21 protein-coding genes are annotated in these 19,539 nt (G+C 40.3%); 17 read left to right on the top strand and 4 right to left on the bottom strand.

Annotated elements, in window-relative coordinates; genetic code table 11:
• The first annotated feature begins 376 nt into the window (after positions 1–376).
• On the top strand, positions 377–616 hold the full coding sequence (locus tag QMA00_RS16795) for a helix-turn-helix transcriptional regulator (protein WP_008111877.1): 240 nt from the start codon (positions 377–379) through the stop codon (positions 614–616).
• A gap of 67 nt (positions 617–683) precedes the next feature.
• Here the strand turns inward: QMA00_RS16795 and QMA00_RS16800 are convergent, their stop codons facing one another.
• The 4 genes from QMA00_RS16800 to QMA00_RS16815 are packed head-to-tail and all read right to left on the bottom strand — an operon-like array spanning position 684 to position 4,449.
• Positions 684–2,063: an MFS transporter gene (locus tag QMA00_RS16800; RefSeq protein ID WP_290158104.1), complete on the bottom strand. Its 1,380-nt coding sequence runs from the start codon at positions 2,061–2,063 to the stop codon at positions 684–686.
• Positions 2,064–2,116: 53 nt separating this feature from the next.
• Entirely contained in the window at positions 2,117–2,737 is a 621-nt protein-coding gene (locus QMA00_RS16805) for a peptidylprolyl isomerase (RefSeq protein WP_076922900.1), read from the bottom strand.
• Between the two features lie 2 nt (positions 2,738–2,739).
• Positions 2,740–3,300: a YajG family lipoprotein gene (locus QMA00_RS16810; protein WP_076922901.1), complete on the bottom strand. Its 561-nt coding sequence runs from the start codon at positions 3,298–3,300 to the stop codon at positions 2,740–2,742.
• Positions 3,301–4,449 carry a methyltransferase gene (locus QMA00_RS16815; RefSeq protein WP_076922902.1) on the bottom strand — a complete coding sequence of 383 codons (1,149 nt, stop codon included), beginning with the start codon at positions 4,447–4,449 and terminating at the stop codon, positions 3,301–3,303.
• 43 nt (positions 4,450–4,492) lie between these two features.
• Between QMA00_RS16815 and QMA00_RS16820 the strand changes: the two genes are divergently transcribed.
• The 16 genes from QMA00_RS16820 to cyoD all read left to right on the top strand — a co-directional run bounded on the left by QMA00_RS16820 (position 4,493) and on the right by cyoD (position 19,402).
• Complete coding sequence (locus QMA00_RS16820; RefSeq protein WP_076922903.1) at positions 4,493–5,092, top strand: alpha-ketoglutarate-dependent dioxygenase AlkB; 600 nt, start codon at positions 4,493–4,495, stop codon at positions 5,090–5,092.
• A gap of 69 nt (positions 5,093–5,161) precedes the next feature.
• Positions 5,162–5,473, top strand: a complete 312-nt coding sequence (locus QMA00_RS16825; protein WP_076922904.1) for a BolA family protein — start codon at positions 5,162–5,164, stop codon at positions 5,471–5,473.
• A 109-nt stretch (positions 5,474–5,582) separates the two neighbouring features.
• Positions 5,583–6,776, top strand: coding sequence for an enoyl-ACP reductase FabV (gene fabV, locus QMA00_RS16830; RefSeq protein WP_024601887.1), 1,194 nt, complete (start codon positions 5,583–5,585; stop codon positions 6,774–6,776).
• 355 nt (positions 6,777–7,131) lie between these two features.
• Positions 7,132–8,475, top strand: a complete 1,344-nt coding sequence (locus QMA00_RS16835) for a Na(+)-translocating NADH-quinone reductase subunit A (protein WP_036956787.1) — start codon at positions 7,132–7,134, stop codon at positions 8,473–8,475.
• 1 nt (position 8,476) lies between these two features.
• Positions 8,477–9,682 carry an NADH:ubiquinone reductase (Na(+)-transporting) subunit B gene (locus QMA00_RS16840; protein ID WP_008111893.1) on the top strand — a complete coding sequence of 402 codons (1,206 nt, stop codon included), beginning with the start codon at positions 8,477–8,479 and terminating at the stop codon, positions 9,680–9,682.
• Positions 9,675–10,424 (top strand): Na(+)-translocating NADH-quinone reductase subunit C, encoded by a 750-nt coding sequence (locus QMA00_RS16845; protein WP_076923219.1) that lies wholly within the window; start codon positions 9,675–9,677, stop codon positions 10,422–10,424. The genes QMA00_RS16840 and QMA00_RS16845 overlap by 8 nt, the downstream gene beginning before the upstream one ends.
• Positions 10,424–11,056 carry an NADH:ubiquinone reductase (Na(+)-transporting) subunit D gene (locus QMA00_RS16850; protein WP_290158110.1) on the top strand — a complete coding sequence of 211 codons (633 nt, stop codon included), beginning with the start codon at positions 10,424–10,426 and terminating at the stop codon, positions 11,054–11,056. Before QMA00_RS16845 ends, QMA00_RS16850 begins: the two co-directional genes overlap by 1 nt.
• 10 nt (positions 11,057–11,066) lie before the next feature.
• Positions 11,067–11,675, top strand: a complete 609-nt coding sequence (nqrE, locus tag QMA00_RS16855; protein WP_036979660.1) for an NADH:ubiquinone reductase (Na(+)-transporting) subunit E — start codon at positions 11,067–11,069, stop codon at positions 11,673–11,675.
• A gap of 17 nt (positions 11,676–11,692) precedes the next feature.
• Positions 11,693–12,916, top strand: coding sequence for an NADH:ubiquinone reductase (Na(+)-transporting) subunit F (gene nqrF, locus QMA00_RS16860; RefSeq protein ID WP_013464349.1), 1,224 nt, complete (start codon positions 11,693–11,695; stop codon positions 12,914–12,916).
• A gap of 140 nt (positions 12,917–13,056) precedes the next feature.
• Positions 13,057–14,082 (top strand): FAD:protein FMN transferase, encoded by a 1,026-nt coding sequence (locus QMA00_RS16865; protein ID WP_290158115.1) that lies wholly within the window; start codon positions 13,057–13,059, stop codon positions 14,080–14,082.
• A gap of 97 nt (positions 14,083–14,179) precedes the next feature.
• On the top strand, positions 14,180–14,392 hold the full coding sequence (gene nqrM, locus QMA00_RS16870; protein WP_010391098.1) for a (Na+)-NQR maturation NqrM: 213 nt from the start codon (positions 14,180–14,182) through the stop codon (positions 14,390–14,392).
• 323 nt (positions 14,393–14,715) lie between these two features.
• Positions 14,716–15,144 carry a hypothetical protein gene (locus tag QMA00_RS16875; RefSeq protein ID WP_013464351.1) on the top strand — a complete coding sequence of 143 codons (429 nt, stop codon included), beginning with the start codon at positions 14,716–14,718 and terminating at the stop codon, positions 15,142–15,144.
• A gap of 328 nt (positions 15,145–15,472) precedes the next feature.
• Positions 15,473–16,426: a ubiquinol oxidase subunit II gene (gene cyoA, locus QMA00_RS16880; protein ID WP_138562007.1), complete on the top strand. Its 954-nt coding sequence runs from the start codon at positions 15,473–15,475 to the stop codon at positions 16,424–16,426.
• Between the two features lie 2 nt (positions 16,427–16,428).
• Positions 16,429–18,417, top strand: a complete 1,989-nt coding sequence (cyoB, locus tag QMA00_RS16885; protein WP_290158119.1) for a cytochrome o ubiquinol oxidase subunit I — start codon at positions 16,429–16,431, stop codon at positions 18,415–18,417.
• A complete protein-coding gene (gene cyoC / locus QMA00_RS16890) occupies positions 18,414–19,046 on the top strand; it encodes a cytochrome o ubiquinol oxidase subunit III (RefSeq protein WP_290158121.1) in 633 nt (210 codons plus the stop codon). Before cyoB ends, cyoC begins: the two co-directional genes overlap by 4 nt.
• Positions 19,046–19,402: a cytochrome o ubiquinol oxidase subunit IV gene (gene cyoD / locus QMA00_RS16895; RefSeq protein ID WP_054202032.1), complete on the top strand. Its 357-nt coding sequence runs from the start codon at positions 19,046–19,048 to the stop codon at positions 19,400–19,402. The genes cyoC and cyoD overlap by 1 nt, the downstream gene beginning before the upstream one ends.
• Positions 19,403–19,539 lie beyond the last annotated feature (137 nt).

The raw sequence follows: 19,539 nt of genomic DNA on the forward strand, positions 1-19,539 counted from the left end.
CTTGCTCTGATCACTACATATTCTATAAGTTCAATTTATAATGATCTTGCCGTGCGGCTTATATTTAAATGAAACAAAAAAGTTATAAAATATTTAACCTTATTCAGAGTTAGTAAATATTTGTTGTTAAACTTTAATCGCATAATTACTAATTAATCATTCAGATCAACGGTGAATGGTATATAATGTATCCAAGAGTGAAACGGGCAAGGTTTCATTTTTCACAATAATAAAGTGTTAATACATATTTGAGCGTTTTTATTGGTTGAATTGTAAGCGTTTACACTGCGCTTTAGTGAGTGGTTGAAGGTTTACAGTGTTGGCGATGTAAAGTGCTTAGCTATATGTATATTTAAACAACGAGTAGGAGTTGTATATGATGGGTAAAACCGTATCTTCGGAAGAAAATGCAAAATTAACAAAGTGGCTTAAAACTAAACGCCATGAAAAAGGCTACACCATGCGTAGCTTAGCGCAAATCTTGGGTACGCCACATTCTTTTATTGGCAAAATTGAAAATCAGGAACGTCGTTTAGATGTAATTGAGTTTGTTCGCTACTGTAATGCATTAGAAGTCGACCCGTATGAAGCATTAAGCTTAATTAAAGCTGACTAACGCTTTCTTTTTGGCTGTAATCGTAAAGTTAAATTAGCGTCTACAGCCAATACTAGTGCAGGATGCATTAGGTATTTTTATGATAATTTTGCTCTAGTGAATATAGTTTGTGCCTAATTAGAAATAAAAACACTAATGAGGGTAAAACCATAAGCGCAGTTAATACAAAGAACAATGACCAATTCCCCATTAGCCAATCATCAATAACCACGCCACTGTAACTCGATAATAACGTACGCCCTAAATTACCCAATGATGCCAATAGCGCATAATGGGTGGCGCTAAATGCTCTGTCACACAGCATAGATATAAAAGCAACCATTGCCACTAAAGACCAAGCTTGGGTAAAGCCATCAACTACAATTGCCATTGCATATAAGTGCTCTTGTGGACCAGCTAAGGCAATCCAAGAAAACATTAAGTTAGATGCTGCCATGGCTACGCCACTAATAAATAAGCCTTTCACAATGCCATATTTATGGTTAAAAATACTGCCCAAAAAAGCAAATACAATGGTGATTAACCCCGTGCCGAGTTTTGAGTAATTTGCTATTTGCGTATTACTAAAGCCAACTTCTTTATAAAATACAATCGACATCCGCGCTAAAAATGCTTCACCAATCTTAAATAAGAAAATAAACGCCAGCAGCGCCAACGCGGTTTTAACGCCATTTTTAGCAAAAAAGGTTTTAAACGGATCAACCACGGTAACGCCTAGCCATGCAAGCGTTTTTGTCAGTGGTGTTTGTTTAGTGGCGGCGAGTTTTTCAAGATAAACACGTTCTAGTTCGGCATGTACGGCTTCGCGATTTGATTGTGGCTCTTTAGCCCAAAATACACAGCTAATTAATAACAGCATAATCGCGGATAAAAAATAATACACCTGTGGCCAGTCAATATTTGGCATATCAGCCATGTAAAAAGGCACAGCTCCTAATAAAGCATAGCCAGTCCACCAACCTGAGGTGGCCATTGCAGCAGCCGCGGTGGCTTTGTGAGATTCATTTTCACTAAGGGTATCTATTCGAAAGGCGTCAATTGCAATATCTTGCGTTGCAGAGGCTATGGCGATCAGCAAGCAAAGTACGGCGGCAATCGCTAGGTTTGCTTTTAGATCAAGCCCTGCAAGTAGTAACGTGCCAAGTAAAATAAAGCTTTGGCAAAACAGGATCCAACTACGACGCTGACCAAGCCAGTTGTACAAAAAGGGCAGTTTAGTGCGGTCGATTAAAGGCGACCATAAAAAATTGATACTATAGGCACCAAACACAATGCCAAATAGGCCAATCATGCTGCGACTTAAACCTTCATCTTTAAGCCAAGCCGACATTACCGAGCCAATTAACACCCACGGAAAACCACTGCTCATTCCAAATATAAAAACATTAATTAAACGTTTATCTTTAAAATAAGAAAAGTATTCGCGAACAGAAAGTGTGCTATTCATAGAGGCTCATTGGCTTATACAAAGAGCAGCCAAAGCTGCTCTTATTAAAAAAGTTATAAAGGAACTTGCTCAAGCACCTTAATATTTAATATAACGACCGGTTTTTCGGGTACAAAGTTGTAGCCAATTTTGTCATTAAATCCGGTTTTTACAGCCATGATTTTATCGAGTGTTTCATAGCCTTCCATCACACTGCCAAACACTGCAAATCCCCAATCACGGCCAGGGTTTAAATGATCGTTATCATCCATATTAAAAAAGAACTGACGCGTTCCTGAGTGTGGTTCACGGTCTTGATAAGCCATCGCAATGCTATACATATCGTTTGTTAAGCCGTTACCGCTTTCATTAAAAATAGGGTCGTTTTCATGTAGACCATTGTAATCTTTATCATAACCACCGCCTTGAATTACAAAGTCACGATCATTTTCTACGTCGCGTTCTACACGATGAAACACACTGCCTTGATAGCTTTTATCCGACACGTAAGTCAAAAAGTTATTAACCGTAATAGGAGCTCTTGAGCGGTCTAATTCAACCACAATGCTGCCCAACGATGTCACAATTTCTACTCGAGGAAAAATGTTATCTTTTTGCACAAAACGACCCTCTTGAGCCGCTAAGCTACTAACGCTAAATAATAAGCTTACGCAGATTAAAAAAAGTTGCTTCATTGTTAACCTTCTAAAAATGCAATTAATTCTGGGTCAGATACAATGCGGGTAATTAACTGCTCAGTCAACTTATTGAGCTGACCTTCAACTTTTGCCCTATCGTGACCAAGCGGACCAGATAAATTAGCATTACCGCTATAACGCTTACTAAAATTACTGGTCGGGCGAATCACCCGCACTTCAAATTCAATCTTGGCTTCACTGGTATGGCTCATTAGCGTTTCTGTAACTACCGCTTGCAGCGTGTGAATATCTAACTCAAAACGCAATTGCGCTAAATTAGAAATGCTAGCGCCATTGCGACTAAGCGCACTGTCTAATGCACTTTTAACTGACTCAGTAATACCCGTGCTGGCAATGGTTTTTGTTTTGCTTGATTCAATAAGCTTTAAGGTTGCACTGTCACCACGTAAATCAATCACGCTGGTGTTTAAGCTGTTATTGATTGAGCTTATTTGTCCACTTTTATACACAGGGTTGAGAATAAGTTGGTTAGGCTGGCTCGCACATCCCGAAAAAACCACTAAAGTACAACAGCTCAATAATATCTTTATGAGTTTCATTTATAACGTCCCACTATTTTTAGTTGCGCTGAGTACCACAAACTTTTTATTAGAGCCTAATAAAGTACAGTTACCAAACATACGGTTTAGTTTGTCGTGGTAATCTAGATGGCGGTTACCAATAATACGCAGCTCGCCACCTTCTTTTAATGTGTCTTTTGCTTGCTTGAACATTTGCCATGCTATGTGGTCGGTAACCGCTTGTGCTTGGTGAAATGGCGGATTACACAATACAATATCGGCACTTTCACGTTCAAAGTCGGTTAAACAATCATTCTCTATAAAGGTACATTGTTCAAACTTGTCTTCCATGTTTAATTCAATGTTGAGTCGAGCTGATTCAACCGCCATATACGACTCATCAACAAAGCTAATACGAGCATTAGGGCAGCGCGCTAATGTCATTAAGCCAACCACGCCATTACCACAGCCTAAATCTATAATATTTTTGGCTTTATTTGTTTGTGGCAAATAATTAAAAAAGAAGCGCGCACCTATATCAAGTGAATCACGCGAAAACACATTTGCATGATTGCTTATTGTAAAATCAGTGCCTTCGAGCGGCCAGCTGACTGGGAAATCTGCGCCTTTATAACCGCCAGCTGCTTGGCTAATAATTAAGCGTGATTTTTTTACTGCGAGGCTTGTTTTCGTCTCACCAATAAAATCTTCAAATGCTTTAATCGTAGAGTTATGCACGTCTTTAGTTTTTGCTGCGCCAATAACCGGTGTACCGGGCGCCAGTACTTCGCTTAATTCAGATAACTGATACTGTAAAAAAGCCAATGTGCGTGGTACTTTTACCAACACTAGGCCTACTTGTTCGGGCAAAGCCGATAAACTATCAAGCTGGCTAAACGCAGTTGTTGCAATTTTGTTTTGCGCTAAGTTATAAGCCGCCGCCTGATGGCTAATATATGAGTCGTTTACTGAACAAACAGTTAATTGTTGCTTGCTAAAGTAACAGCTAAGTGCACCAAAGCTGTCGTTTAAGATCAGTAAAGAGCGACAATCAGGGTAGTGTTCATTAACATAGTCAATGAGGTATTCGTCTGCTGAATCCCACGCTTGTAAGCTGCGGTTTTTTTGATCCAAAGGAAAGCGTTCAAGAGTAAAGGTGTTATCGCCGAGCGTAGCTTGCGTAGTCATAATAGTTTAATGATCGGTAATCAAATGATAGGTAAATTCTAACATGCAACCGCCAAACGCCAACCCCCAACTGTTACCAAATGGCTTTTCTTATCAAAGTAGGGTGCTTAGTGCGCAAAAAAGCCTCGATTTATTTTATTATTTGCAGCAAAACTTGAATTGGCAACAACCAAATATAACGGTGTTTGGCAAAACGGGGCCAATACCAAGGCTGCAATGTTTTATCAGCGAAGAAAATCTTGAGTACGGCTATTCTGGGCATAAACTCGATTTAGAGCCTTGGCCAGACGTATTACTTGCTATGCGAACACGTTTAGAAAATCACCTACAGCAACCGTTTAATTCAATTTTGGTTAATTATTATCGAGATGGCCACGATAGTATGGGCTGGCATAGCGATGATGAGGCGCAGCTAGGGCCTGAGCCTACCATAGCCTGTGTATCGCTTGGCGCAGAGCGATTATTTAAACTTAAACACAAAGTAAGTAACCGCATTACTAACATTAAATTACAAAGTGGTAGCTGTTTAATAATGAGCGGCCAAAGCCAACAAAATTACCAACATGCATTGCCCAAACAAACAACGCTTAAACACCCTCGAATAAGTTTAACGTTTCGCTATATTAATAATGGTTTCAGTTAAATAGCATTAGCCATGGTATAGCCGCAGTTGTTATAGTAAGCACATAACTGAATTTTGAGGATGGTTTTTATGTCAATGCAAGAACAAATACGTAACAAGCTAGCCGATGCGATTGCGTGCAAGCATTTAAATGTGATCAACGAAAGCCACATGCACAGTGCGGGGACTGAATCTCACTTTAAAGTGATTGTAGTTAGTGAGGAATTTGCTGGTAAGCGATTATTGCAGCGTCATCGTGAAATTAACGAAATTTTAAAAGATGAGCTGGCAAATCATATTCATGCGCTTGCGATGCACACTTACACCCCTGAAGAATTTACCGAGCACGACGGTGAAGCGCCGCAGTCGCCTAACTGTATGGGTGGCTCAAAAACTGGATAACAGGTAGCTAGAAGGTGGTTTGAGCAGAGCGTAACTGATCAGATCAGTTTTTTTTGTTTTAGCCTTTAAACTAGCGCTAATTTTTATTGTAAAAGATATAGGATGATCAATGGTCATTAAGCCTAAAATTCGCGGATTTATCTGCACCAATGCACACCCAGTAGGCTGTGCAGAGCATGTACAAGAACAAATTAATTATGTTAAGCAGCAAGGGGCATTAAAAAATGCACCTAAAAATGTATTAGTTATTGGTGCGTCTACAGGCTATGGCCTAGCGTCTCGCATTACCGCTGCATTTGGTGGTGGCGCTAAAACATTAGGTGTGTTCTTTGAAAAAGAAGGCACTGAGCGTAAAACAGGCTCTGCGGGTTGGTATAATACGGCGGCGTTTCAAGCAGCCGCTGAAGCTGAAGGTTTATGGTCAAAAAATATTAATGGTGATGCGTTTTCTAACGAAATTAAACAAAAAACAATCGACACCATTAAAGCTGAATTAGGTAAAGTTGACTGTATTATTTACAGCTTAGCATCACCACGTCGTACTGATCCAAATACCGGCGAAGTGTTTTCTTCAACGCTTAAGCCAATTGGTAATGCGGTAACCACTAAAAACTTAAATACGTCAAAGCGTGAAATTGATGAAGTAACTGTTGAAGCGGCAAACCAAGACGATATCGACAACACTATTAAAGTAATGGGTGGCGAAGATTGGGAAATGTGGATTGACGCACTTAAAGAAGCGGATGTATTAGCAGATAACTTTAAAACCACGGCTTACACTTATATTGGTAAAGAACTAACGTGGCCAATTTACGGTCATGCAACAATTGGAAAAGCCAAAGAAGATTTAGACCGTGCCACTGCTGCTATTAAAGCTGCTACCCAAGATTTAAATGGTGAAGCCTACGTTTCATCGCTTAATGCGGTTGTTACTCAAGCAAGCTCTGCAATTCCAATTATGCCACTTTATATTTCTGCATTATTTAAAGTGATGAAGGCTGATGGCACGTATGAAGGCACTATTGAGCAAATTCATGCATTATTTAGTGAAAACCTATACGGTGATTCACCACGCTTTGACGAGGGCGGGCATTTATTCCAAAACTATAAAGAACTGGAAGATGACGTTCAATCTCGTGTTCAAGCCATTTGGGATAGTGTAGATACAAACTCAATTGATGAGTTAACCGATTATATTGGTTACCATAATGAATTTTTACGCTTGTTTGGTTTTGGTATTGACGCGGTTGATTATGAACAAGATGTAAATCCTGTTGCACCTATTGCCAATATGATTGACTAACTTGTCGCTGTTAGCGCATTTTTGAAAAAGTCGCCTTGTGCGGCTTTTTTGTTTTTTAGCTTTGATTTGAAAAAATATTTGCTAATTGTTGGCTAATTTACCACTTTGGTCTAGCTTGTATTTTATTAATTGTTAATTACAAAACTAAATAAACGTTTCTCTCGTATAATTTTCATAAATACACTCGCATAGTCAGCCACAATAATGTTAAAATCAAAGCAATATGTGAGGAGTTTTACTGCGCTGCTTGTTTGGTATTTATAGCGAGTCATTTTATATAGCTTGCAATAATACAAATAGCGGCGTGGTTAGTACGATTTTTCAGTTTCTTTCCGTTAATGTAGTGCAAGTGCGTATGATCAATATAAAAAAAGGTCTGGATTTACCCTTAGAGGGCGCACCTCAGCAAGTTATTCATGATGGTTCTGCCGTCAAACGTGTAGCTGTGCTAGGTGAAGAGTTTATCGGTATGCGTCCAACCATGCATGTTCGTGTGGATGACCAAGTCAAAAAAGGCCAGGTACTTTTTGAAGATAAAAAGAACCCAGGCGTATTATTTACTGCACCAGCTTCTGGTACAGTAAAAGAAATTAATCGCGGTGCTAAACGTGTTCTGCAATCTGTTGTTATTGAAGTAAACGGCAGTGAGCAAATCACCTTTGGATCTTTCTCGGAAACTGAGCTTAACAGCTTAGACCGTGAAAAAGCTAAAGAAGTACTAGTTCAATCGGGTCAATGGATAGCGCTTCGTGCTCGTCCATTTAGTAAAGTAGCAGCGTTGGATGCAAATCCGAGCTCTATTTTTGTGACAGCTATCGATACCAATCCACTTGCTGCAGATCCTGCAGTAATTATTGCTGAGAATGCGAAAGCGTTTGAAGCAGGTTTGGCTGTTGTGTCACGTTTAACCGATGGCAAAGTATTTGTTTGTAAGCAAGCAGGTAGTCAAGTTCCTAGTTCACCTATTGCTCAAGTAGAAGTACATGAGTTTGGTGGCGTGCATCCGGCTGGCCTTGTTGGCACTCATATCCATCACCTTGACCCAGTATCTGCTAGTAAGCAAGTTTGGCACATTGGTTACCAAGACGTTATTGCGTATGGTCACCTTTTCCTTACTGGTGAAATTTACACAGACCGTGTGATTTCGCTTGCAGGTCCGCGTGTTAAAAATCCTCGTTTAGTGAAAACACAATTAGGTGCTTCACTTGATGACTTAGTTGCAGGTGAATTAGAAGACGGTGATAACCGTGTTATTTCTGGTTCTGTACTTGCAGGTGCTACGTCGTCTGGCGTTCATGCATTTTTAGGTCGTTACCATGTTCAAGTATCTGTATTACTTGAAGGTCGCGAAAAAGAATTTTTTGGCTGGATTGCACCAGGTAGTGATAAATTCTCTGTAACGCGTACATTCTTGTCTCACCTTACACCGAGTCGTTTATTTAAAATGACAACGTCTACGGGCGGTTCAAAACGTGCCATGGTTCCACTTGGAAGCTATGAGCGTGTTATGCCACTTGATATTTTGCCAACGCTTTTATTACGTGACTTATTGTCTCGTGATTTAGACAGTGCAATTTCATTAGGTGCGCTTGAATTAGATGAAGAAGATTTAGCGTTATGCACCTTCGTTTGTCCTGGCAAATACGAGTACGGCGCAGCCCTACGCGATTGCTTAACTACGATCGAGAAGGAAGGCTAAAATGGGCTTAAAAACTTTCTTAGAAGATATCGAACCGCATTTTGAACCAGGTGGTAAGCATGAGAAATGGTACGCGCTGTATGAAGCCGCTGCGACTATTTTTTACACGCCAGGTTACGTAAACAAAGGTTCAACTCACGTTCGTGATAACATCGACCTAAAACGCATGATGATTTTAGTGTGGATGGCGACGTTTCCTGCCATGTTCTTTGGTATGTTCAACATTGGTCATCAAGCGGCAATCGCACTTGGTAATGGTTTTGAACTAGCTAACATTTGGCAAGTAGGTTTATTCCAGTTATTAGGCGGTGAGTTAACCGTTGATGCTGGTTGGGGCGCAAAAATGTTCTACGGAGCATGTTTCTTCCTACCTATTTATGCAACAACCTTTATTGTCGGTGGTTTTTGGGAAGTATTGTTTGCTTCTGTGCGTAAGCATGAAGTAAATGAAGGTTTCTTCGTAACCTCTGTATTATTTGCATTAATCCTGCCTGCAACGATTCCTTTATGGCAAGTTGCGCTAGGTATTACTTTTGGTGTAGTTATAGCAAAAGAAATATTTGGTGGTACAGGCCGTAACTTCTTAAACCCTGCGCTTGCTGGTCGTGCGTTTTTATTCTTCGCATACCCTGCACAAATTTCAGGTGACACAGTATGGACTGCCGTAGATTCATTCTCTGGCGCGACGATGCTTGGTCAAGCGTTTGCTGGTACGTTAAATTACGCGACTGATATTGAGCTTTGGTGGAATGCGTTTTACGGATTCATTCAAGGTTCTATGGGCGAAACGTCTACACTAGCTGTACTTATTGGTGGTTTATTCCTAATTTACGTGCGCATAGCGTCTTGGCGTATCGTGCTAGGTGTATTCCTAGGTATGGTAGTAACCTCATCAATACTGAACACCATTGGTTCTGAAACCAATGCGATGTTTGCTATGCCTTGGTACTGGCACATGGTATTGGGTGGTTTTGCATTCGGTATGTTCTTTATGGCAACTGACCCTGTATCTGCTGCATTTACTGATAAAGGTAAATTAGCATACGGTGCGCTTATTGGCTTTATGGTTATCATGATCCGTGTTGTTAACCCTGCATACCCAGAGGGCATCATGCTAGCAATCTTATTTGCTAACTTGTTTGCACCTTTATTCGATCACTTTGTAGTGCAAGCTAATATCAAGCGGAGGTTGGCACGTAATGTCTAGTAATAACGAATCAATTGGCAAAACGCTAGCTGTTGTTGTCTCATTATGTTTAGTGTGTGCAGTTATTGTATCGCTAACATCTGTACAACTACGCCCTCTGCAAAAAGCAAATAAAGCAAAAGATATTCAAAGCAATATCTTAGCTGCTGCTGGTATTGGCAAAGTTGATAACGTTGCCGAAACGTTTGATGCTAAAATCGAAACTCGCTTTGTTGATATGCAAAGTGGTGAGTTTGCTGATCCGGTAGAAGACTTTGACTTTGAAAAAACAAAGTATGATGCCGAAGAAGGCTATCCTCTAAAAGAGAATGGTATTAAGGACATCGCCGGTATTCAACGTATTACCAAGCGTGCGCCTGTTTATATCTCTAAAAAAGACGATGGCTCTACTGATGCAATCATCCTTCCTATTCAGGGTTATGGTTTATGGGGTTTAATGTACGGTTTTATCTCGCTTGAAAGCGATGGCGAAACTATTAAAGACATTATTTTCTACAAACATAACGAAACACCTGGTCTAGGTGGTGAAATTCAAAACCCACAGTGGACTGCAACGTGGGAAGGTAAAGAGTTACCAATCCAAATCGTTAAAGGGACTGCAGCCGGTGATGAGCATAAGATCGATGGTCTTTCAGGTGCTACATTAACGTCTAATGGTGTTGACCATGCAGTTGATTTTTGGACTGGCGAAAATGGCTTTGGCCCTTTCCTTGCGAAAGTACGTAAAGGAGCATTGAACTAATGGCTGATACTAAAGAAATGAAGGCGGTCCTATTTGGTCCAGTTTTCGCTAACAACCCAATCGCATTACAAGTACTTGGTATTTGTTCTGCGCTAGCGGTAACGTCTAGCTTAAAAAATGCATTAATCATGTCAATTGCATTGACACTTGTAACAGCATTCTCAAGCTTGTTTATTTCGTCAATTCGTAACCATATCCCTTCATCAGTACGTATCATCGTACAGATGACGATTATTGCATCATTAGTAATCGTGGTTGACCAAGTACTACAAGCTTTCTCTTACGCTACGGCAAAAGAGTTATCAGTATTCGTTGGTCTAATCATTACTAACTGTATCGTAATGGGTCGTGCTGAAGCTTATGCAATGAAGTCACCGCCATTAATGTCTTTCCTTGATGGTATTGGTAATGGCTTAGGTTACTCTGTAGTGTTACTTACTGTTGGCTTTATTCGTGAGTTATTCGGTAAAGGTTCACTATTCGGTGTTGATATTATTCCATTAGTACAAAATGGTGGTTGGTACCAACCTATGGGTCTATTGATCTTACCACCGAGTGCATTCTTCATCATTGGTTTATTCATTTGGGTACTTCGTACTTATAAGAAAGACCAAGTAGAAGCTAAAGCGTAAGGGGCGATAAGTGGAACATTATATTAGTTTATTTGTAAAAGCCGTTTTTATTGAAAACTTAGCATTAGCATTCTTCCTAGGTATGTGTACTTTCTTAGCCGTGTCTAAAAAAGTAACTACATCAATTGGCCTAGGTGTAGCGGTTATTGTTGTATTAGGTATTTCAGTACCGGTTAACAACTTGGTTTACCATGCGGTATTAGCACCAGGTGCATTAGAGTGGCTTGGTTACCCAGAAGCAGATCTTAGCTTTTTACGTTTCTTAACTTTCATTGGTGTTATTGCAGCACTAGTGCAAATTCTTGAAATGGCATTAGATAAGTTCTTCCCACCGCTTTACAACGCATTAGGTATTTTCCTACCACTAATCACAGTTAACTGTGCGATCTTCGGTGCGGTATCTTTCATGGTTGAGCGTAACTATAACTTCGGCGAGTCTGTTGTTTATGGTATTGGCGCTGGTGTGGGTTGGGCGCTTGCAATTACATTACTTGCAGGTATCCGTGAGAAAATGAAGTATTCAGACGTACCAGATGGTTTACGTGGTTTAGGTATTACCTTCATCACTGTTGGCTTGATGGGTCTTGGCTTTATGTCATTCTCTGGTATTTCACTGTAATAATAGCGAGGTCAATCATGGATATTTTCTTAGGCGTTGGTGTTTTTATCGCTATCGTTGTAATACTAGTTTTAATCATCATTGGTGCTAAATCTAAGCTAGTTGCAAGCGGTGATATCATCATCGGCATTAATGGCGATCCAGACAAAGCCATTAAAACATCAGCAGGTAGTAAGCTATTAGGTGCACTATCTGAGTCAGGTATTTTCGTATCTTCTGCATGTGGTGGCGGTGGCTCTTGTGGTCAGTGTCGCGTTCACATTAAAGAAGGTGGCGGTGATATTCTGCCAACTGAACTTGACCACATCTCTAAAGGTGAAGCACGTGAAGGTTGTCGTTTAGCGTGTCAGGTTAATGTTAAAAATGATATGGAAATTGAACTTGAAGAGTCAATTTTCGGTGTTAAAAAATGGGATTGTGAAGTTATCTCTAACGATAACAAAGCAACGTTCATCAAAGAACTTAAGCTACAAATTCCAGATGGCGAGTCAGTGCCGTTCCGTGCGGGTGGTTACATCCAAATCGAAGCGCCAGCTCACCATGTTAAATACGCTGATTTCGATATTCCTGAAGAGTATCGTGGCGATTGGAACCATTTTGGTTTCTTCGACCTGGAGTCAAAAGTAGACGAAGAAACAATTCGTGCTTACTCAATGGCTAACTACCCAGAAGAAGAAGGCATTATTATGCTTAACGTGCGTATCGCTACGCCGCCGCCAAGAAACCTAAGCCTACCATGTGGTAAAATGTCATCGTACATTTGGTCACTAAAAGAAGGCGATAAAGTAACTATTTCTGGTCCATTTGGTGAGTTCTTCGCTAAAGACACAGACGCTGAAATGGTATTCGTAGGTGGTGGTGCAGGTATGGCACCAATGCGTTCTCATATCTTTGACCAACTTAAGCGTTTAAACTCTAAGCGTAAAATTAGTTTCTGGTATGGTGCGCGTTCTAAGCGTGAAATGTTTTATGTTGAAGATTTTGACGGCCTAGCTGAGCAAAACGATAACTTCGTTTGGCATACAGCGCTTTCAGATCCGCAACCAGAAGATAACTGGGAAGGCTACACTGGCTTTATCCACAACGTGTTATTTGAGAACTATCTTAAAGACCACGAAGCGCCTGAAGATTGTGAGTTCTACATGTGTGGTCCTCCAATGATGAATGCGGCAGTTATCTCTATGCTTAAAGATTTAGGCGTAGAAGAAGAAAACATCTTATTAGATGATTTCGGTGGCTAATACCCAAACTAAATAAATTTAGTTAAAATACCAGCCTCATAGCACTAAGTGTTATGAGGCTTTTTTATATCAACTGATTGAGTTTGGCTTTACCGCTGATTTTAGTTGATACTCTATTTAACCTTTATAAGTAGGCTATTATGAATCGATTAAGCACAGTTAAAGGCGTGGCAGCCTTATTTTTAATCATATCCACGTTACTTATTACCGGTTGTGGCAATTCACAACACAACGAAGAAGCTTACCTTGAAGGTAAAACGATGGGGACAACTTACCACATTAAGTTTTACGCTGATCAAATAGACCCTCAAGCAGTTCAAGCAGAAATAGATGCGGTTTTAGTTGATATTAACCAGTCTATGTCGACCTATATTGAAGAGTCAGAAATAAACACCTTTAACCGTTTAGGTGCTAATCAAGTAATGCCAATTAGTGATGACTTTAGAGCGGTTATTGCAGAATCTATACGAATTGGTGATTCAACTAAAACACTCGATGTGACTATGGGGCCGCTAATCGATTTATGGGGATTTGGTCCTGATAAAAAACCAACAAAGCGCCCAACGGATGAAGCACTGGCAAATATGGTCAGTAACATTGGTATAGATAAGCTGGTCCTTAATGAGCAAGGGTTAGCTAAAACAGTTGCTGATTTAGAGCTGTCGTTTTCGGCTACCGCAAAAGGCTATGGTATTGATAAAGTTGCTGAGCTATTACAAAGTAAAGGCATTACAGATTACATGGTTGAAATTGGTGGAGAACTGCGTATTGCTGGTACAAAACCAGACAATCAAGCATGGCGAATAGCAATCGAACAACCTGATGCAAATCCGGGCGAGCGCAAAGTACACCGCGTATTAACACCGGGTAATAATGGTATTGCCACCTCTGGCGATTATAGAATATTTTATACTATGGATGGCGAAACTTATACGCACCTTATTGATCCAATGTCAGGCATGCCGATTAAGCACGACTTAGTCTCTGTTACTGTTTTACACCCAAGTGCAATGACGGCGGACGGTTTAGCAACTGCTTTAACGGTAATGGGCATGGAAAAGGCACAACAGTATGCGCAGCAGCATGATTTGCCGGTGTATTTAATTGCTAAATCGCCTGATGGCTTAGTCACTTATTCAAGTCCTGCGTTTAAGCCTTATTTATAGTCTTTAGGTTTATATCCTTATCATGAGGGTATATAATATATGGAGCTCAAATACGCTATTTGAGCTCATTTTATTGCTGAACAATAGGGGCTAAGCAATGTCACTTTTTTTTCTAACCTTTGGCTTACTTATTTTAATTGTCGCTGCGATGGCGATAGGCATGATAGTACAAAGAAAATCGATGGCGAGTAGCTGCGGGGGCCTAGGCTCTGTAGGTATTGATAAAGCATGTGATTGCGATGATCCATGTGATAAACGCAAAAAGCGTCTAGCCAAAGAGCAAGTATGGAAAGAAAACCAAATTCTTTAAATAGGGTATCCCTGTTTAAACAAAAAACCTCTCGTAGCTCACTACGGGAGGTTTTTTATTTATATCGGCATAAATAAATCACCAGCCGATAAAATAATCGTGTTTTTATCTTGAACAGAAAATTCTCTTTGTTATACTCATGCTCGAACTTTCAGTAAATTTTGAAAGTTCTATTGATGCGGATCAAAACTAGCTTGGCAAAATAGTGCTAATGCGTTGAGACTGTATTTCATGTCACTGTATAAGGCTTTACGGCTGCAACCTTTTTGTTGCCACGGTGTACACCGAATTTTGTTATTAGTCATTTTAATAGGTTAATGTTTTTGAACTCACTTTCTTTGTTTCATACCAGCGCTTTGCTTACCTTAGGTAAGTCAGTGTTGCATGAGCGCTTTAAAAAAGCGAAAAAGGGCGTGAGTGTGGCTGTAACATTATTAGTTTTTAATGTCGTTATGTTGCTTAGTGGCGCTATTGAGGATGCCTTTAGGCTTGAAGCATTGGTCAGTGATGGCTTTTTTATAGAGCCATTATTACTGACAATTGCCGAATTTTTAGCTCATCCCATCTTATCGTGTCAGTTACTTATTGGCCTTTGTTGGCTATTGTTCCACATGTTTCCAGCGCGTCGTGCTGGAATAATCCTCCGTAAAGCAGCCTTTGCTTTTAGCGAGGCTAAAGTTCAGCAACCAGTGCAAGCTGCGCATGGTTGTCGTGCTCCACCTAGCTTTACAGGTTGTCTGTTTACCCATTAATTTTATGGGTATAGGTTACACCTGTGGTATCTAATTATTTATTCTTGCTGTAAATAACGATTACTTTCATTGTAGCTTAGTGTTTTTTACACACTCTCAGCCAACCACACCTCACCCAAGTTAATTTTTATTGCGTTATATTAATGTGTTTAAAAAGCTGGGTTGGTTCTGCTAGGTGTTTATTATTAAGCCAGTGGTCAATACTTCATGCTTGCATTCGCTCTGCATTATTGTAATTCAATCTTAATTAACTTGGGTTTTTATCAAATATCGTTGCTAAATATTTTTTGGCAGCTAATAAAAACTCTTTAGGTTTTAGGATAGTCCCTTGTTAATTCGTAACCTTTTTAATATTGCTTTAGCTAGTATGGCGCTGATTTTATCAGGCTGTAATGGCGGGGTACTCGACCCAAAAGGGCAGATAGGTATTGATGAGAAAAATCTGATCATCATCGCCACTGTGCTTATGTTGTTAGTTGTGATCCCCGTTATTGTGATGACTTTATATTTTGCTTGGAAATACAGAGACACACAAAACCATGAAATTTACGCACCAAAATGGGCTCACTCTAATAAGATTGAGGCTGTTGTATGGGCGGTTCCTATTGTTATTGTTGTTATTTTAGGTGTGATCACCTGGCAGTCAACTCAAGAGCTTGACCCCTATAAACCGATAGAGGGTAAAGGTGAACATCTTACTGTTGAAGTGGTGTCACTTAATTGGAAATGGTTATTTATTTACCCTGAACAAGGTATTGCCACGGTAAACGAATTGGTATTTCCTGCTAATGTTCCGGTTGAATACAAAATCACGTCAGAAAGTACCATGAACTCGTTTTTTATTCCTCAGTTAGGTAGTCAAATCTACTCAATGGCGGGTATGGAAACTAAGCTGCATTTAATTGCTAATGAGCCAGGCACGTTTAAAGGCTTTTCGGCTAATTACAGTGGTGCGGGTTTTACTGGTATGAAATTTAATGCCATCGCAACGCCAACAAAAGCTGACTTCAACCAGTGGGTTGAACAGGTAAAAACTAACGCAAATAACCTTACTCATGCCAATTATGTTGAGCTTGCAAAAGCAAGTGAAAACAACCCAGTCGCTTACTATGGCAAGGTTGATGACGGTTTATTTCATACCATAGTGATGAAATACATGCAGGCGCATGGCGATATGAACAAAAAACACCACTCGATGGATAAACATCAGCAGATGAGTAATGAGCATCAAGCAATGGGTAATCATTCAATGCCATCATCACACAGCCAGGGCGAGGAATAATCATGTCGTTTTTAGGTAAATTATCTATAGATGCAATTCCGTTTCATGAACCTATTATCATGGTTACCATGGCGGTGATTGCTGTTGTCGGGCTTATTATAGCTGGGCTAATAACAAAATATAAAAAATGGGGTGTGCTTTGGCGTGACTGGATCACCTCGGTTGATCATAAACGCTTAGGCGTTATGTACATTTTATTAGCGCTAATCATGCTGTTTCGTGGTTTTTCTGATGCCATTATGATGCGTGCGCAGTTAGCGCTTGCTACCAGTGGCGCGCCAGGTTATCTGCCACCAGAACATTACGACCAAATATTCACCGCTCATGGCGTTATTATGATCATCTTTATGGCGATGCCATTTATGATTGGTTTAATGAATATTGTTGTACCACTGCAAATTGGTGCCCGTGATGTGGCTTTTCCATTTTTAAATAATTTAAGTTTTTGGTTTACCGCTAGTGGCGCCATTTTAATAAATCTATCGCTGATATTTGGTGAATTTGCTAAAACAGGCTGGGTTGCTTACCCACCGTTGTCGGAGTTGACCTTTAGCCCTGGGGTGGGGGTCGATTATTATATTTGGGCCTTGCAAATATCGGGGCTCGGTACGCTATTAACCGCTGTTAACTTCCTAGTGACAGTATTTAAAATGCGTGCCCCTGGTATGACACTGATGAAAATGCCAATTTTCACTTGGACATGTACGTGGGCAAATATCTTAATTGCGGCATCATTTCCAATTTTAACCGCAGTGCTGGCCATGCTAACGCTAGACCGTTATTTAGATTTCCACTTCTTCACTAATGAAGCCGGCGGAAACGCCATGATGTATATCAACCTGTTTTGGGCATGGGGTCACCCAGAGGTATACATTTTAGTATTACCAGCTTTTGGTATCTTCTCTGAAATAGTGTCGACCTTCACTGGTAAACGTTTATTTGGTTATAAATCGATGGTATATGCCAGCGGTGCCATTTCTATTCTTGGCTTTATTGTATGGTTACACCACTTCTTTACTATGGGCTCAAGCGCCAATGTAAATGCCTTCTTTGGGGTAATGACCATGGTCATAGCTGTGCCTACTGGGGTTAAGTTATTTAGTTGGTTGTTTACTATTTACCGTGGCCGCTTGCGCATTACTGTGCCGGTACTTTGGACGCTTGGTTTTATGGTTACCTTCAGTATTGGTGGTATGACGGGGGTATTACTGGCAATCCCTGGTGCCGATTATGTATTGCATAACAGCTTATTTTTAATCGCTCATTTTCATAACACCATTATTGGTGGCGCAGTCTTTGGTTACTTAGCGGGTTTTGTTTTTTGGTTTCCAAAAGCAATGGGCTTTAAGCTTGATGAACGTTGGGGTAAAGCATCATTTTGGTGTTGGTTAATCGGTTTCTTTGTAGCCTTTATGCCATTGTACGTACTCGGCTTTTTAGGCATGACTCGTCGCTTAAATCACTCTAATAATCCTGATTGGAATATCTGGCTTTATATTGCTGCAGTGGGTGCCGTGATTATTATGTTCGGTATTATTTGCCAAGTTATTCAGCTTTATGTGAGCTTTAAAAACCGCGAAGCGCTTGATGATACCACCGGCGATCCTTGGAACGGTCACACCCTTGAATGGTCAACGTCATCACCGCCACAATACTATAACTTTGCTGAAATCCCGCATGTTGATGATATTGATACATGGACTGACATGAAAGAAAAAGGCCTAGCTTATCAAGGTAAATCTAGCTATAGCCCAATTCATATGCCAAAAAATACCGCATCGGGTGTGCTTATTGCTGCGAGTTTAACGGCGTTTTGTTTTGCCATGATCTGGCATATTTGGTGGTTAGCAGGGCTTGGTTTTATTGGTGCAATTACGCTATTTATTAACCGCGCTTACACCAGCGATGTTGATTACTACGTGCAAAACGATGAAATATTACAAATTGAAGGCGCGCATATTGCCAGTAATACGAAGGAGGTAAGCGCATGAGTACGTTATCTGCAACTCAAGGCCATGTAAATTTTGAGTCTCATAGCGTAAGTCATACGCATGAACATCACGATATCTCTGGCGATACAATCTTTGGCTTTTGGCTTTATTTAATGACCGATTGCCTTTTATTTGCCTCATTTTTTGCAACCTACGCAGTGCTTTATATGAACACCGCAGGTGGTGTATCGGGCAAAGATATTTTTGAGCTTGATTTTGTTGCCGTAGAAACTGCGGCGCTACTTATTAGTAGTATCACTTTTGGTTTTGCCATGATTGCCGCTCAAGGGCAAAAAAAGGCGCTGACGCTTGGTTGGCTCGCGGTCACTTTTTGTTTAGGCGCGGTGTTTATTGGCATGGAAATTTATGAGTTTCATCATTTAATTGTTCATGGCAATGGCCCACAGCAAAGTGCTTTTTTAACATCGTTTTTCTCATTAGTGGGTTTGCATGGTTTACATGTAACTGCAGGCCTTATCTGGATGAGCATAATGATGATAGAAGTGATCAAGCGCGGTTTAGGTAAACAAACCGTCACGCGCCTAAGTTGCTTAAGCTTATTTTGGCACTTTTTAGATATTGTGTGGATTTGTGTATTTACTGTTGTTTATTTAATGGGAGCAATGTAATGAGCCATAGCGAAACGCATGCTTTAGCGCAAATGCAAAGCCAACATCATGATCAGTCACACGGCAGTGTAAAAACCTATCTTATTGGTTTTGTCTTATCAGTGATTTTAACGGCCATTCCATTTTGGATGGTGATGGAGGGCGACTTTTCAAAGGTCACCACACTCTGGAGTATCGTTACTTTAGCAATCGTGCAAATTTGGGTGCATTTAAAATACTTTTTACACCTTAATTTCACCACCGATGAAGGCAAAGCGAATACCTTTACCTTCTTGTTTAGCGCGTTGATCATCGTCATGGTGGTTGGACTGTCTGTTTGGATCATTTATGAATCAAACGCAATGATGATGTACTAGGGTCTGTTGACCTTTCAAGGTTGAATCTGCAGCAGCCTGTTTGGTATTTAGGCAAGGCAGAGCCTATGTAGTGTGGTTATTTCCCATAAATAGGCGATAACGCAGCATCAATGCCAAACAGGCGCTGCCCGAAGGGT

The organism is Pseudoalteromonas sp. APC 3694 (assembly GCF_030407565.1).
Classification (GTDB): Bacteria; Pseudomonadota; Gammaproteobacteria; order Enterobacterales; family Alteromonadaceae; genus Pseudoalteromonas; species Pseudoalteromonas tetraodonis.

Excerpts from the sequence above, each read along its gene's own strand:
- QMA00_RS16795 (WP_008111877.1), top strand. The coding sequence starts at position 377 with ATGATGGGTAAAACCGTATCTTCGGAAGAAAATGCAAAATTAACAAAG.
- QMA00_RS16800 (WP_290158104.1), bottom strand. The coding sequence starts at position 2,063 with ATGAATAGCACACTTTCTGTTCGCGAATACTTTTCTTATTTTAAAGAT.
- QMA00_RS16805 (WP_076922900.1), bottom strand. The coding sequence starts at position 2,737 with ATGAAGCAACTTTTTTTAATCTGCGTAAGCTTATTATTTAGCGTTAGT.
- QMA00_RS16810 (WP_076922901.1), bottom strand. The coding sequence starts at position 3,300 with ATGAAACTCATAAAGATATTATTGAGCTGTTGTACTTTAGTGGTTTTT.
- QMA00_RS16815 (WP_076922902.1), bottom strand. The coding sequence starts at position 4,449 with ATGACTACGCAAGCTACGCTCGGCGATAACACCTTTACTCTTGAACGC.
- QMA00_RS16820 (WP_076922903.1), top strand. The coding sequence starts at position 4,493 with ATGCAACCGCCAAACGCCAACCCCCAACTGTTACCAAATGGCTTTTCT.
- QMA00_RS16825 (WP_076922904.1), top strand. The coding sequence starts at position 5,162 with ATGTCAATGCAAGAACAAATACGTAACAAGCTAGCCGATGCGATTGCG.
- fabV (WP_024601887.1), top strand. The coding sequence starts at position 5,583 with ATGGTCATTAAGCCTAAAATTCGCGGATTTATCTGCACCAATGCACAC.
- QMA00_RS16835 (WP_036956787.1), top strand. The coding sequence starts at position 7,132 with ATGATCAATATAAAAAAAGGTCTGGATTTACCCTTAGAGGGCGCACCT.
- QMA00_RS16840 (WP_008111893.1), top strand. The coding sequence starts at position 8,477 with ATGGGCTTAAAAACTTTCTTAGAAGATATCGAACCGCATTTTGAACCA.
- QMA00_RS16845 (WP_076923219.1), top strand. The coding sequence starts at position 9,675 with ATGTCTAGTAATAACGAATCAATTGGCAAAACGCTAGCTGTTGTTGTC.
- QMA00_RS16850 (WP_290158110.1), top strand. The coding sequence starts at position 10,424 with ATGGCTGATACTAAAGAAATGAAGGCGGTCCTATTTGGTCCAGTTTTC.
- nqrF (WP_013464349.1), top strand. The coding sequence starts at position 11,693 with ATGGATATTTTCTTAGGCGTTGGTGTTTTTATCGCTATCGTTGTAATA.
- QMA00_RS16865 (WP_290158115.1), top strand. The coding sequence starts at position 13,057 with ATGAATCGATTAAGCACAGTTAAAGGCGTGGCAGCCTTATTTTTAATC.
- nqrM (WP_010391098.1), top strand. The coding sequence starts at position 14,180 with ATGTCACTTTTTTTTCTAACCTTTGGCTTACTTATTTTAATTGTCGCT.
- cyoB (WP_290158119.1), top strand. The coding sequence starts at position 16,429 with ATGTCGTTTTTAGGTAAATTATCTATAGATGCAATTCCGTTTCATGAA.
- cyoC (WP_290158121.1), top strand. The coding sequence starts at position 18,414 with ATGAGTACGTTATCTGCAACTCAAGGCCATGTAAATTTTGAGTCTCAT.
- cyoD (WP_054202032.1), top strand. The coding sequence starts at position 19,046 with ATGAGCCATAGCGAAACGCATGCTTTAGCGCAAATGCAAAGCCAACAT.